Source organism: Bradyrhizobium sp. SRL28 (assembly GCF_018596315.1).
GTDB lineage: Bacteria > Pseudomonadota > Alphaproteobacteria > Rhizobiales > Xanthobacteraceae > Bradyrhizobium.
Genome location: NZ_JAHEAG010000029.1, coordinates 79,336 through 92,917, shown reverse-complemented (window position 1 = coordinate 92,917; position 13,582 = coordinate 79,336). Strand labels below are relative to the sequence as shown.

General features: G+C 63.8%; 14 protein-coding genes. 7 read left to right on the top strand and 7 right to left on the bottom strand.

From position 1 onward, the window contains the following. Positions 1–315 (bottom strand): porin (locus tag KIP88_RS34610; RefSeq protein WP_214492661.1); only part of this gene is annotated, 315 nt, incomplete at its 3' end. Between the two features lie 168 nt (positions 316–483). On the opposite strand from KIP88_RS34610, the gene KIP88_RS34605 reads away from it, so the two are divergent. Together KIP88_RS34605 and KIP88_RS34600 are read left to right on the top strand one after the other, a co-directional pair. Next, complete coding sequence (locus KIP88_RS34605) at positions 484–2,313, top strand: thiamine pyrophosphate-requiring protein (protein ID WP_308163704.1); 1,830 nt, start codon at positions 484–486, stop codon at positions 2,311–2,313. A 32-nt stretch (positions 2,314–2,345) separates the two neighbouring features. Then, positions 2,346–3,059, top strand: a complete 714-nt coding sequence (locus tag KIP88_RS34600) for a type 1 glutamine amidotransferase (protein WP_214492659.1) — start codon at positions 2,346–2,348, stop codon at positions 3,057–3,059. A 93-nt stretch (positions 3,060–3,152) separates the two neighbouring features. Here KIP88_RS34600 and KIP88_RS34595 read toward each other — a convergent pair whose 3' ends face one another. After that, positions 3,153–4,727 (bottom strand): MDR family MFS transporter, encoded by a 1,575-nt coding sequence (locus KIP88_RS34595; RefSeq protein WP_214492658.1) that lies wholly within the window; start codon positions 4,725–4,727, stop codon positions 3,153–3,155. Between the two features lie 173 nt (positions 4,728–4,900). Further along, positions 4,901–5,416, bottom strand: a complete 516-nt coding sequence (locus KIP88_RS34590; RefSeq protein WP_214492657.1) for a YcgN family cysteine cluster protein — start codon at positions 5,414–5,416, stop codon at positions 4,901–4,903. Positions 5,417–5,700: 284 nt separating this feature from the next. Here KIP88_RS34590 and KIP88_RS34585 point away from each other — a divergent pair, with 284 nt between their 5' ends. The 3 genes from KIP88_RS34585 to KIP88_RS34575 all read left to right on the top strand — a co-directional run bounded on the left by KIP88_RS34585 (position 5,701) and on the right by KIP88_RS34575 (position 9,322). Beyond that, positions 5,701–7,974 carry a transglycosylase domain-containing protein gene (locus KIP88_RS34585; RefSeq protein ID WP_214492656.1) on the top strand — a complete coding sequence of 758 codons (2,274 nt, stop codon included), beginning with the start codon at positions 5,701–5,703 and terminating at the stop codon, positions 7,972–7,974. Between the two features lie 152 nt (positions 7,975–8,126). Then, on the top strand, positions 8,127–8,705 hold the full coding sequence (locus KIP88_RS34580; protein WP_214492655.1) for a DUF1214 domain-containing protein: 579 nt from the start codon (positions 8,127–8,129) through the stop codon (positions 8,703–8,705). After that, positions 8,702–9,322: a DUF1254 domain-containing protein gene (locus KIP88_RS34575; RefSeq protein ID WP_214492654.1), complete on the top strand. Its 621-nt coding sequence runs from the start codon at positions 8,702–8,704 to the stop codon at positions 9,320–9,322. The genes KIP88_RS34580 and KIP88_RS34575 overlap by 4 nt, the downstream gene beginning before the upstream one ends. Before the next feature lie 150 nt (positions 9,323–9,472). Here the strand turns inward: KIP88_RS34575 and KIP88_RS34570 are convergent, their stop codons facing one another. After that, positions 9,473–10,306: an MBL fold metallo-hydrolase gene (locus KIP88_RS34570; RefSeq protein ID WP_214492653.1), complete on the bottom strand. Its 834-nt coding sequence runs from the start codon at positions 10,304–10,306 to the stop codon at positions 9,473–9,475. 92 nt (positions 10,307–10,398) lie between these two features. On the opposite strand from KIP88_RS34570, the gene KIP88_RS34565 reads away from it, so the two are divergent. Beyond that, positions 10,399–11,259, top strand: a complete 861-nt coding sequence (locus tag KIP88_RS34565) for a LysR family transcriptional regulator (RefSeq protein ID WP_214492652.1) — start codon at positions 10,399–10,401, stop codon at positions 11,257–11,259. A gap of 119 nt (positions 11,260–11,378) precedes the next feature. Here the strand turns inward: KIP88_RS34565 and KIP88_RS34560 are convergent, their stop codons facing one another. The 3 genes from KIP88_RS34560 to KIP88_RS46820 all read right to left on the bottom strand — a co-directional run bounded on the left by KIP88_RS34560 (position 11,379) and on the right by KIP88_RS46820 (position 13,359). After that, the gene (locus KIP88_RS34560) at positions 11,379–12,251 is read right to left on the bottom strand and encodes a tetratricopeptide repeat protein (protein ID WP_214492651.1); all 873 of its coding nucleotides are present in this window, start codon (positions 12,249–12,251) and stop codon (positions 11,379–11,381) included. A 117-nt stretch (positions 12,252–12,368) separates the two neighbouring features. Beyond that, positions 12,369–13,142, bottom strand: a complete 774-nt coding sequence (locus tag KIP88_RS34555) for a hypothetical protein (RefSeq protein WP_214492650.1) — start codon at positions 13,140–13,142, stop codon at positions 12,369–12,371. Between the two features lie 16 nt (positions 13,143–13,158). Continuing rightward, the gene (locus tag KIP88_RS46820) at positions 13,159–13,359 is read right to left on the bottom strand and encodes a hypothetical protein (protein ID WP_108513071.1); all 201 of its coding nucleotides are present in this window, start codon (positions 13,357–13,359) and stop codon (positions 13,159–13,161) included. Here KIP88_RS46820 and KIP88_RS34550 point away from each other — a divergent pair. Then, positions 13,301–13,540 (top strand): hypothetical protein, encoded by a 240-nt coding sequence (locus tag KIP88_RS34550; RefSeq protein ID WP_214492649.1) that lies wholly within the window; start codon positions 13,301–13,303, stop codon positions 13,538–13,540. The two genes, KIP88_RS46820 and KIP88_RS34550, sit on opposite strands and share 59 nt — an antisense overlap. The last annotated feature ends 42 nt before the right edge of the window (positions 13,541–13,582 follow it).

The window sequence follows — 13,582 nt, the reverse complement described above, 5'->3', positions numbered from 1 at the left end:
GCGGGTATCGACCGTCAAAGCCATGCGGGAACGGGCGACAAAGTAATCGGCAAAGCGGTTCTGCTGGCCGAGATCGCCGCTCCAGGCCGGCGCGCCGTGGGCGCCGCCGTTGAACGTGACGTCCGCGCGCAGATAACCGCCGATCTTGATGCAGGTGTCGGTGCCCGGGATGAAGAAGAAGCCGGCGCCGTAAAGCGAACAGATCCTCACATATTCGACTGCCTTGGCCTTGACCGGAAGGTCGGCCGCCTGTGCCCCGCTGATGGCGATCAAGCCTGCCGCCGACCCGAGAATGAGTGTTCGCGCCGTAGTCATTGAAGTCTCCTGTCCTGCGATTCATGCAGCTGCATGCGGAACAAGTAATCCAAAAATGATTACCGGGAATGACAAGGATGTGATGCCGGTCCACTTGGCTGGCGGCTGTGATGTTTTCGCAACGCAGCAGCGTCGCGCCGCTGCAAAAGGCTTGCTTTTGTTTTGTGCGTGAGGCGTTGGGAGCAAGAAAATTCTTCGCCGGTCGAGCCTGGGTATTTTACTGAACGCCCCCTCAAGCGGCAAAACGCATATCAGCACTTCCGCCCCCACGCGCCGCGCGCGCTTTACCGCACGGGTAAATCCTGCTCCAACTGTTGCAAATCGGCCGGACCGAACCGGCCTGCAATCCAGGGGGAGACCGTCATGAAGCTCGGCGCCGCCATTGCGGAAATCATGAAGCGGGAGGGGATCGAAATCCTCTGCGGCTATCCGGTCAATCATCTCATCGAATATGCCGCCAATGCCGACATCCGCCCCGTGATGGTGCGCCAGGAACGCATCGGCGTTCACATGGCGGACGCGATCTCGCGCGTCACCTCGGGCGAGTCGATCGGCGCGTTCTGCATGCAGCATGGACCAGGCGCCGAGAACGCGATGGGCGGCGTGGCGCAATGTTACGGCGAGTCGGTTCCCGTGCTGGTGCTGCCGATGGGCTATGCGCGCAGGCTCGCCAATATCGACCCGAATTTCAACTCCAGCCAGGCGATGAAGGCGTTCTCGAAATCGTCCGAGCCGATCAACATCGCCGCCGAGGTCTGCAACATTTTCCGGCGCGCGTTCACCAAACTGAAGAACGGCCGCGGCGGGCCGGTGATCGTCGAAATCCCCGCCGACATGTGGAACGAGGAAGTGCCGGAACCGCTGAACTACACGCCGGTGCTGCGTACCCGCTACGGCGCGGATCCCGTGCATGTGAAGGAGGCAGCCGCCCTGCTCGTCGCGGCGAAGCGCCCGGTGATCTACGCCGGCCAGGGCGTGCACTACGCAAAAGCCTGGCCGCAGCTCAGACGGCTGGCCGAGCGCCTCGCCATCCCGGTCACGACCAGCCTTGGCGGCAAGTCGTCCTTTCCAGAGACGCATCCGCTGTCGCTGGGATCGGGCGGCCTCGCCGTGCCGCGCGCGGTGCCGAAATTCTTAGGCGATGCCGACGTCATCTTCGGCATCGGCTGCTCCTTCACCGAGACGTCATTCGGCATCGCCCTGCCGAAGGGCAAGACCATCATCCATTCGACGCTCGACCCCAACCATCTCAACAAGGATGTCGAGGCCAGGATCGGCCTGGTCGGCGACGCCGGGCTCGTACTCGACGCGCTGTTGGAAGAGATCGGCAAGACCGTCACGACGGATCGCGACGCGACGGCGGTCGCCGCGGAGATCGCGGCCTCCCACAAGGAATGGCTGGCGAAATGGATGCCGAAGCTGACCCATAACGACGCGCCGCTGAACCCCTACCGCGTGCTGTGGGATCTGCAGCACACCGTCGACATCAACAACACCATCATCACCCACGATGCCGGCAGCCCGCGCGACCAGTTGTCCCCGTTCTGGAAATCGGTCGAGCCGCTCTCTTATATCGGCTGGGGCAAGACCACGCAGCTCGGCTACGGTCTTGGGCTGGCGATGGGCGCGAAGCTGGCAAAGCCCGACAAGCTCTGCATCAATGTCTGGGGCGATGCGGCGATCGGCTTCACCGGCATGGATTTCGAGACCGCGGTGCGCGAGCGCATCCCGATCATGTCGATCCTCTTGAACAATTTTTCCATGGCGATCGAATTGAAGGTGATGCCGATCTCGACCGAGAAATACCGCTCGACCGACATTTCCGGCGACTACGCGGCCATGGCGCGCGCCTTCGGCGGCTACGGCGAGCGGGTGACCAAGCCGGAAGACATCATCCCTGCCATCCAGCGCGGCATTCAAAAGACCAGGGAAGGCGTGCCGGTGCTGCTGGAGTTCATCACCAGCAAGGAGACCGAGGTGTCGCGGCCGGGGACCTGAGCAGCGATGCAACAGAGTCCAGATAGTCACTGATGCCGCGCATTACGATCATAGAGACTGGGTTGGTCAGCTCGAAAAATCGCGAGCTCCACGGATCGTATCCGCAGATGTTCGAGCATATGATCGGCGCCGCCGACGCCACCGTCACCTTCAATACCGTCAGCATTCCCGCCGGCGAGCCGCTGCCGGATGTCGAAGGACTGGAGGCGATCCTCATCACCGGCTCCGCGGCCGGCGTCTACGACGGGTTCGAGTGGATCGCGCCGCTCGAGGAATTCGTGCGCACAGCCCACGACAAGAAGCTGCCGATGGTCGGCGTCTGCTTCGGCCATCAATTGATCGCGCAGGCGTTGGGCGGCACGGCGCGCAAGTCCGAGAAGGGCTGGGGCATCGGGCGGCACGTCTACGACGTCGTCCCTCACAATGGCCTGATCGAGGGCACGCGTATCGCGCTCGCCTGCTCGCACCAGGACCAGGTCATCACGCCGCCAGCGGGCGCCAGGACGATCCTGTCCTCGGATTTCACGCCGCATGCCGGGCTGCTCTACGCTGGCGGCAGCACGTTTTCGGTGCAGCCACACCCGGAATTCTCCGTCGGCTACGCGCTGGCCTGCTGCGAGGTGGTGCGCAGCAAGGGCCACGCGCCCGATAGCGTCGTGACATCAGCGCAGGCCTCGCTTGCCGAGCCGCTGGAGAGCACCCGGCTGGGCGGCGCGATCACGCGCTTTCTCACCCGCTCAGCCTAGCGACGCATTCGGTGACGCACCGGAGAACCCAAATACAAAATTTCGAAAACAACCCCATGCAAAGTAGAAGAGGTCCGGAGATGACGGTACCCCCTACTCCGCCATCTCCGCCGGCATCGAGGGGCCGGCGAGCGGCCGCTCCTCCATGAGGATGATGCAAAGCGCGGCACAAGCAAGCAGCGCGGTGGCGGCGCCGAAAACATAGTGGAATGCGGTGATCATGTCGGCCGCCGGAATCGCATTCGCCGGTCCGCGATGTTCGCCGATCGAGACGCCGGCGCCGAGCGACATCAGGAGGATCGCGCTGAAGGCGGCGACCATGAACGACGACATCAGCGAGCGGAAGAAGTTCATCGCGCCGGTCACGGTGCCGATCTGCGCGCGCGCCACGGAATTTTGCAGCGAGACCACGCTGACCGGGAATGTGGTGCCGAGCCCGAGTGCGAACAGCGAGAGCACGACCAGCAAGCCCCACAGCGGCAGCGTCGTCACGGTCAGCACCGCACCAAAGATCGTTGCCGCGGACGTGCCCGCGATCGCCACACGCTTGTAGTGTTTGGCGCGCGCCATGGTCCGTCCGGCGATCGCCGCACCACAGGTGGAAACCGCGGCGAGCGGGATCAGCGCAAGCCCCGCTTCGCTCGCGGTCAAATGATAGACCACCTCGTAATACAGCGGCAGGTGCACGGTGAGTGCGGTGATGGCGCCCAGCGCGCAGCCACCGGCCACCATCGCGTAAGGCACCACCGTTCCGCCCATCAAAGGCAGCGGCAGGAACGGCTCATCGGCATTGCGCGCGTGCCAGACGAAGGCGAAGGCCAGCGCGACCGACGCACCGATCATCGCCATGATCGCCGGTGATAGCCAGGCATAGCGGTTGCCGCCCCAGCTCAGCACCAGCATGACCATGACGGCAGAGGCCATCAGCAGCACGCCGCCGAGCCAGTCGACCTTGCGGCGGCGATGGAACACGGGGATCTTGCCCATCTTGGGCAGCAGCAGAAACAGTGCGCCGACGGCAAGCGGCACGTTGATCCAAAAGATCATCGACCAGTGCAGATGTTCGGCAAACACACCGCCGAGCACGGGACCCAGCAGGCCCGCGGCCATCCAGACGCCGCTGAAATAGGCCTGATACCTGCCGCGCTCGCGCGGTGAGACCACGTCCGAAATAACGGTCTGCACGACCGGCATGATGCCGCCGCCGCCCAAACCCTGCAGGCCGCGCGCGATAATCAGGACCGTCATGTTCGGCGCCACCGCGCAGAGGATCGAGCCGGCCGTGAACAGCACAAGCGAAACGGTGATCATGACGCGGCGGCCATAGATATCGCTGAGCGTGCCGAACACCGGGGCCACCGCGGTGGAGGCCAGGAGATAGGACGTAATGACCCAGGACAGGTTGCTGACGTCGTTGAACTGGCGGCCGATGGTCGGCAGAGCCGTCGCGACGATGGTCTGGTCGAGCGCGGCCAGGAACATCGTCAGCAACAGGCTCATCAGGATGGTGCGAACCTCGTCGGGGCTCAGCGGCGCAGGCGGCGCAATCGGCGGCGCATCGCTGACATCGATGACCTCCGTCGTGATGCGCGAGAGCTCTTCGCCGATATCGTCAGGCAATGTCGTCTGGTCGGCAGGTTCACGGCCCTGCCGCTGGTGCTTGTTCATGTCGGACGTAATATTGTTCTGCGCGGCCAAAGCCGCCGAGATGGAATCGCCATATCGCAGGCACCTTAGAGGGCAAATTTCCCTCGCGGCAGACGCCTGCGCGCATGGGTGCATCCCGCGAGGATGTCTTCGCGTTTCCGTGATTGATCAGCGCAACAGCTTCGGGGGTTAAGTCAGGCTTTCGGCCGCTTCTTCAGCCGCGCCCGCTTCGGCAACAGCGCCGGCCATTGCACGATGTGGTCTTCGAGATCCTCATCGGCGATCTCGTCCTCGGTGCCTTGCACCCGGCCCCGCACCGAAACCCCGGCTTCATGCACGGTATTGGGGTCGCCCGAAATCAAGGGGTGCCACCAGTAGAGATCGCGCCCCTCTGCGACCAGCTTGTAGCCGCAGCTCGGCGGCAGCCAGTTCAGGGTGCGGACGTTCTCGGGCGTCAGGCGGACACAATCCGGAACCTTGTCGGAACGGTTCGGATAGTCCTTGCAGGCGCATAGGCCGGAATCGAGCAGCTTGCAGGAAACGTGGGTGAAATAGATTTTCCCGGTATCCTCGTCCTCGAGCTTTTCCAGGCAGCAGCGTGCGCAGCCGTCGCACAGGCTTTCCCATTCGGCGTTGGACATTTCCTCCAACGTCTTGGTTTTCCAGAAGAATCCCTCCTGGCTGGAAGCTCGCTTGGGTGGCGCGGTCATGAAGTCAGATAGTTTCCGGGTCGGTTCGGCTTGCAGCCCTTCTAGGAGCTAGGGTGACCCAGGTGCAAGCGGGCTGATTACGGGGACAAAAAAGCCGGGACGGCGTTAGGGCTGACCACCAAAATGGTGAGCGAGAGCATTGGTTTATAGCCCCCGCTCGGTTAGAACAATTACGAGTCCCCAAGCGTCCTAAAAAGCGCCTTGGGTTTGCCGCAACAGCAAAGCATGACGTCTCGATAGCGCCCGGTCGGGCGTGCGAGCGTTTCGAACGACCAAGGGTCCCGGTGCGCCAGATCGTACCTCCGCAGTGGAAGCCGAAGATCCGGAACTTCTTCCTGGATCTGGATGCTCGCATCGACTCGACGCTGTTTTCGTCGGGCAAGGGCCTGCGCGAGTTGTACGAGCGCTACTCCACCTTCATGGACCGCTTCTATGTCGGCCGCTGGAAGCGCTGGGTCTTCATCGAGCCGTTTTCGGAAGCCGCGACCATCGGCCTTGGCGGGCTGATCGTGATGCTGGCGCTTGCGGTTCCCGCGTTTCGCGAAACCGCCGACGACGACTGGCTGAAGAAGTCCGATCTCGCGGTGTCGTTCCTCGACCGCTACGGCAATCCGATCGGCAGCCGCGGCATCAAGCACAACGACTCGATCCCGCTGGAAGATTTTCCGGACAATCTGATCAAGGCGACGCTCGCCACCGAGGACCGCCGCTTCTACGACCATTTCGGCATCGACATCGCCGGTACCGCGCGCGCCCTCGTCACCAACGCGCAGGCCGGCGGCGTGCGACAGGGCGGTTCGTCGATCTCGCAGCAGCTCGCCAAGAACCTGTTCCTCAACAACGAGCGCACCATCGAGCGCAAGGTGAAGGAAGCCTTTCTCGCGATCTGGCTGGAGACGCGCCTTACCAAGAACGAGATTCTGAAGCTGTATCTCGACCGCGCCTATATGGGCGGCGGCACCTTCGGCGTCGACGGCGCGGCGCATTTTTACTTCAACAAGTCGGCGCGCGACGTCAATCTCGCGGAATCCGCCATGCTGGCCGGCCTGTTCAAGGCACCGACCAAATATGCCCCGCACATCAACCTGCCCGCCGCCCGCGCCCGCGCCAACATCGTGCTCGACAACCTCGTCGATGCCGGCTTCATGACCGAAGGACAGGTGTTCGGTGCGCGGCGCAATCCGGCGATGGCCGTCGACCGCCGCGACGAAAACTCACCGAACTATTACCTCGACTACGCCTTCGAAGAGATGCGCAAGCTGGTCGACACCTTTCCGAAATCCTATGTCGAACGCGTCTTCGTGGTCCGCACCGCGATCGACATGACCGTACAGCGCGCCGCGGAAGATGCCGTCGAAAACCAGTTGCGCCAGTTCGGCCGCGACTATCATGCGACACAAGCCGCCACCGTGGTCGCCGATCTTGACGGCGGCGTTCGCGCGATGGTCGGCGGCCGCGACTATGGATCGAGCCAGTTCAATCGCGCGACCGACGCCTACCGGCAGCCGGGGTCGTCGTTCAAGCCCTATGTGTACACAACTGCGCTGCTGAACGGCTACACCCCGAACTCGAAAGTGGTCGACGGCCCGGTCTGCATCGGCAACTGGTGCCCGCAGAATTATGGCCACTCCTACTCTGGCTCGGTGACGCTGACCCAGGCGATCACCCGCTCGATCAACGTCGTGCCCGTAAAACTGTCGATTGCGCTGGGCGGCAAGTCGCCGAACCCCGCCAAGGCCGGCCGCGTCAAGATTACCGAGGTGGCGCGGAAGTTCGGCCTCACGGCGCCGCTACCGGATACGCCGTCGATGCCAATCGGCTCCGACGAAGTCACCGTGCTCGAACACGCGGTCGCCTATGCGACCTTCCCGAACAGGGGCAAGTCGACGAAACCTCACGCGGTGCTGGAAGTGCGCACAGGCGCCGGCGATCTGGTCTGGCGCTTCGACCGCGACGGCAAGAAGCCGGTGCAAGCCATTCCCGCCTCCGTCGCCGCCGACATGTCGGAGATGATGAGCCATGTCGTCAGCGAGGGCACCGCCCGCCGCGCCGCGATCGACGGCATCCCGACCGCCGGCAAGACCGGCACCACCAACGCCTATCGCGACGCCTGGTTCGTCGGTTTCACCGGCAACTTCACCTGCGCGGTCTGGTACGGCAATGACGACTATTCGCCGACCAACCGCATGACCGGCGGTTCGCTGCCCGCGCAAACCTGGCACGACATCATGGTCGTCGCGCACCAGGGCGTCGAGGTGAAGGAAATCCCCGGCATCGGCATGGGCACGAAACTGCCACAGCCCGCCCTTCCCGCCAGCGCCGCCGCACGGATACTGGACACCAAGCCGGGGCCGCCGCCGGTATTGACCAAGCGCGGCGCGGATATTCTGGTACGCGTCGAGCGACTGCTCGACGAGGCCGGCAAGGCCGCGGGCAAGACCTCGTCCAACGATCAGAAGCAGCCGGGCAAGCCGGCCACGTCTGGCGCGCTGGCCTTCCCGGAGAACTACATTGCAGCTGCCGGCGACCAGCCTGCGCCGGCGCAGCGGAAGAATTAAAAGGCATGATCCGGCAGAATGTTAACCGGCTTTCCTCGGAACGGATGCGAGGCGTCTGCGCCGACATGCTCAAACAAAAAGAAGCGCTTCAGGTTTCGGATGAAGCCGGTTCAACCGGGATCTGATGCCGTGAGATTTCGGAGCACTGGCCCGTGCGGCTGATCTTCATCACCTTGCTGGCGTTGGCGCTTGCCACGGCTGTGGGTCTCGGCTCGACCTACATGACGGCGACGCGCGGCACCGATCTCGGCACACTCACGATCGGCGCCTGGACCGCGCGGCCCAAGAGCGGCACCGCCGAGATCGACCCCTATTCGCGCGCCTTGATCGCCCGCAGCGGCGAATTGCCGATCGGCACCGGTGACGGCATCGCCTTTTCCGCTACCACCGACGACAAGAACAAGGCGCTCGACGGCCGCTGCGACGTGGTCGTCAGCGGGGTGACACCGGCGGCCCGGTTCTGGACGCTGACGCTGTTCGACCGCAAGGGGCATCTGGTCGCCAATTCGCTGCAGCGCTACGGCTTCACCAGCCAGGAAATCGTCCGCGGCTCCGACGGCGGGTTCGAGATCCGCGTGGCGGCGCGCTCGCGCGCCGGAAACTGGCTGCCGACCGGCGGCATCGAGCGCTACGCGCTGATGCTGCGGCTCTACGATACGCCGGTCGGCGTTGCGACGCGGACGCAGCGCGACGCGCCGATGCCTTCCATCTCTACGGTGAACTGCCCATGATCCGGCTGCTGTTCACCATCATCGCGGGCGTGCTGCTGGGCGGCGTGGTGCATCTCGTCAGCGTGCTGGCGCTGCCGCGCATCGCCACCCAGGACGCCTATTCGCGGCTGACGCCGATGACCAAAGAGAACGCCGTCACGGCACTGCCGCTTGCCGAACCCAACAACGCGCCGATGCCGTTCATGGACCCGGCCTTTGCGGTCGCGATCTGCCGCTACGACCTTTCCGGCGGACCGCTCAAGCTGACGGTGCCGGTCAGCCAAGCCTACACTTCCGTGTCGTTCTACACCCGCAACGAGGTCGCCTATTACGCCATCAACGACCGCTCGGCCGGCCGCAAGGTGATCGAGCTCGACCTGATGACGGAAGAGCAGCATTCCGCAATTCCGGAGGATGAGGAAGTTACCGCCGCCGACCGCCTGATCATCGACTCCCCCACCGCGACCGGCCTGATCGTGCTGAAGGCGCTTGCGCCGGAGCCGGGGTTGATGCCGCAGGCGCAGGCGTCGCTGGCGGCATCGCGTTGCACCGTGGAGACCGAGCCGACGCCGGCCAAGCAACCCGAACCTGCAGCACCCGCACCAGCCCCTGCGCCTGCGCCGCGGGGCAAGCGCTGATCACGGCCTGAGGCCGGTCATCTCTGCACGGCCGTCATCCCCGCGTAGGCGGGGATCCAGTACGCCGCGGCTTATCCGTTCGATCACTGGCGTCTCTAGAATACTGGGTCACCCGCCCCAGTGCGCAATCGCGCACAAGGCGGGTGACGACTAGGCATCGTGTCTACCGCATCGGCAATTCTCGTAATCCACCGGGTCGTGGCTGTTGAAGATGGTCACGGCATCGCCGTGATTGGCCTTGAGCGTCCGTAGCCGCTCCTGGTTTTGAATGCGCATGGCGCGATCCATGTCGGCGCGGCGCTGAAACATGCCGAGCACCAGCGGCATTTTCGGCGAAGCCTGCATTTGCCCGTGGAAGAAATAGGCGTCACCGGCGTGCAGCAGCCATCTGTCCTTTGTCCGCACGGCGATGCCGCAATGACCCAAGGTATGGCCGGGCAGCGGGATCATCAGGATATCGGGTTCGCGATCGCCGAGCGCGCGGACGCCTTTGAAGCCGAACCAGTCTTCGCCGCCCTCCCCATAGAACGACCATTGCGGACCGTGCTTCCACTGATCGGTGATGTAGCGGCCCTTCCGTGCCGGCGTCCGGCCGGTCACCGCCATATCGTGCTCGCGGCGATGGACGTGCACCTTCGCGTTCGGAAAGTCCGGAATGCCGCCGGCATGATCGCGATCGAGATGCGTCAGCAACAGATGCCGCACGTCGCCTCTCGAATAGCCGAGCGCCTCGACCTGCCGCACGGCAGTCTCGGCCGGATCGAGCCGCGGCGTCGTCTGCCGGACCCATTTGGGCCCAAGCCGCGGCGGGTTGGCGATGTCGTCCAATCCAATGCCGGTATCGACCAGCGCCAGCCCGTCATTGGTCTCGATCAGGAGACAATGACACACCATGCGCGCGCGCTGGAAAATGCTGCCGGTGCCGTTCACCAGGCGCCGGCCGATCGGGCACATGGTGCCGGTGTTGAGATGATGGACGCGCATGACAGGTCTCCTTCGAGGTCAGGCGTCCTGCTTGCCATTCGACACGCCATAGGTAAAATATCGATAACTGATATCATCGATAGGTTTAGACTATGGATATCCGCGAACTCCGCTATTTCGCGGCCGTGTTCAGGGAGCGCAACCTGACGGCGGCCGCCAAGCGCTGCTTCATCTCGCAGCCCTCGATCTCGGCGGCGATCACCAATCTGGAAGCCGAGCTCGGAACGGCGCTGTTTATCCGGCACAAGAAGGGCGTGGCGCCGACGCAAGCCGCCGAACAATTCCACGCCGTGGCCCGCCGCATCATCGATGAGGCGGACGCGGCGAAAAACCTGTTCCGAAAACCTGCGACGCGGAACGCTTTGACGCTCGGCCTGATGCGCACGCTCGACCGACCGCGAACTATTGCGCTGCTGAAGCCGCTGACCGGGACTCCCGACATCGCGCTCCGCCTCGTCGGCGTCGATGACACCGCGGACGCGCGCATCGTCTCCAAAAATCTGCTGCGCGCCGATGAGCATTTCGTTCCGCTCTGGGTCGAGCGCTACGTCGCAGCGCTGCCGCCGTCGCATCCGCTGACGCTGAAAGAGCGGCTCCGCGCCGCTGATCTCGTCGGCGTCGCCATGGTCGATCGCTGTCATTGCGAACAGAGCGAATTCTTCGGCCGTGCGGCGTCGGGCAAGCGCCAGCCCGCCGCGATTGCGGAATCGGAAGACTGGGCGATGGCGCTGGTTGCCGCCGGTGTCGGGATTGCCATCGTTCCCGAAGGCGTGGCGCGCGCCAATTCCGATGTCGCCGTGCGCGAGATCGACGTCGATGTGAAGCGCGAGGTGGGGCTCGCCTATAGCGCGGCGCGGCCACCGTCGGAGGTGCTGCAGAATTTTATCGCGAAACTGCAGAGCCAGCGGCCCAAAGCGGGCCGCGCCAAATCAGCGGGCAAGACCGGGCGCTAGGTCGTGATCCCACAAGACGAGAGATCTGCTTTTGAGGCAAAAGCAGACATGCGCTGGTCACTCCGGAATTTCGCCTTTTTGACCCACAGCAGACATTGCTTCCGCGACGCACGGGAATACTACCGTTCCGGTTTCGACTTCCACTCAACCGCCAGCTTCTGCGCTTCGGCGATCTGTGCCGGGGTCATCTGCTGCGCGATGCGATTTCGATTGCTGATCGCATCTTGGTCACTTCGCGCAGCCGCCAAACTGAGCCACATGTATGCTTGAATACTGTCTTGCGGCACGCCTAGTCCCGTAGCGTAACAGAGGCCAAGATATACCTGCGCTCCAATATGACCTTGGTCTGCAGCGCGGCGAAACCACTTCGCAGCCTCGATCCGGTTCTCGGACACGGCCACGCCCGCGAAATGCAGGACCCCGACGTTGAACTGCGCACCATCGTTACCGCGCTCGGCGGCAAGGTGATACCACTTCAATGCTTCAGCTTTGTTCTGAGGCACCCCATTGCCGTTGTCGTACAAGGTCCCCAGGTTGTACTGGGCGAAGGTATGGCCTTGATCGGCTGCGAGGCGCCACCACTTTGCAGCCCTAGCGTAATTTTTCGGCACACCTTGGCCGCCGTCGTACATGAACCCGAGTGCGTACTGCGCCTCAGCATTGCCTTGGTCGGCCAGCGGACGCCAGAGCCGTAGCGCGGTTGCGTAGTCGCGTCTGCTATGCGCCGCCTGCGCATCCTCAAACGGCCCCGCAACAGCGCCTCCCGCCATCCACAGCGGCGAAGCGAGCGCGAGAAGGACCAGGAGGATTCGGACGATCGGCATGAGAAACCTCAATTGGCGTCGCGCGATCGGCGCGGCACGCGCCGCCGTCGCGACGATGGCGGCTTGTTTGTCGCGGGCCGCCCGCGAAAGGTTCACCGCCGACGGCCTCTTGCGGACACAAACGAACGACCATTGCGCATTAGCCCGGATCCGTGCCTTTGCAAGCATGTCGCCTATTGGCCCAAAGCAGACTCGCTGAAGGCCAGCCCAGATATCCGCTTCTGAGCGTAGTCCGGACATCGCCAAGTACACGGCGCTTTTCAGATTTATGAGTAACGCCGTAGTTTAACCCTTCACCGTCACGGCGCGCCCGATCACGGGCTGGGCTGCGAGCGGCGGGTTGGCGGTCTGCGCCGCGAGTTCGCCAATCAGGCGGTCGGCATCGGCAGCGATATTGTCCGGCGCCTGGATCACCAGCCGCTCCAGCGCCCAGCGATACGATGAAATGCGCCGCTCCAGGCATTGCTGGACCCATTGCACGATCAGCGTGTTCTCTTCCATGCGGGCTATCGCATCGGCCTGTTCGCGCGGCGACAGTTCCGACACCATCCTGAGGCTGGCGCCGCGCTTGCGGTCGAGTTCGATGACGCGCGCGGCGGAGGCAAAGAACGGCTCGAACCTCGTGATGTCGTTGCGGACGTCCTCGATCAACTGCTGATAACGCGAGGTGTGCGAGCGGTGCGGCTCGTCGATCAGCGCGCGCCCGTAGGTGGTGCGGTCGAACACCACCTTCTGCCGCCACGGCGAGGGCAACGGCTGGTAATCGCCGAACACGCTCTTCCAGGCGGGCCGCGAATGCGGCGGCTCGATCAGGGGATAGGCGAGATCGCGAAGCTGGCGCTCGTTTTCGGTGAGTTGGAAGTACGACGGCTTGAGGCCGACGCTAGCGGTAGCCTCAGCGCCCAGCCAGCGGTGCATGTCGTCATTGCGCATATCGGCGCGGGTGCGGCCGAAATCGCCGCCGCTACAGCCGCCGAGCACAGCACTTGCCACGAGCAGCATGAGAGCCGGGAGTGACCGAAGCCCGGTGGTCCGGATCGGGAGGCACAGCTCCGGCATTTCAAAATTCCGTCGTTCAGGGGCGCCGACGGCGACGGCGACCGGGCGCCGTCCCCTCTTCCGGCCCGCGCCCGTCGCCGGTTTCGCCGGCTGCACGTTCGATGCGGACAACGGGAAGGATCAGCACGGTTCCCAGGCCATCGCGTGGAGCGCCATCCATGGTTGAGCCCGGCCGCCGCGAAGCCGCATCCGCCGGAAATTCAATGATGGTGCCCATGTTCCGTTCTTTCTGGTTGCCGCCCGGCACGATCTGGCCGGCGACATCCCATTATTCAGAACAGAACGTGGTTAACGGCATCTTAATTTGTGCAGGCGGTACAGTTACGGGGTTATGGGGCTGCCTGTGCGCACCGAAAGCTGGCATTTTATCGGATTTCTTCACGGGCTGTTTTCCTTAACCAACTCTTAAAGCGCCGTGCGTAGGCTGACGCGAGGGATTA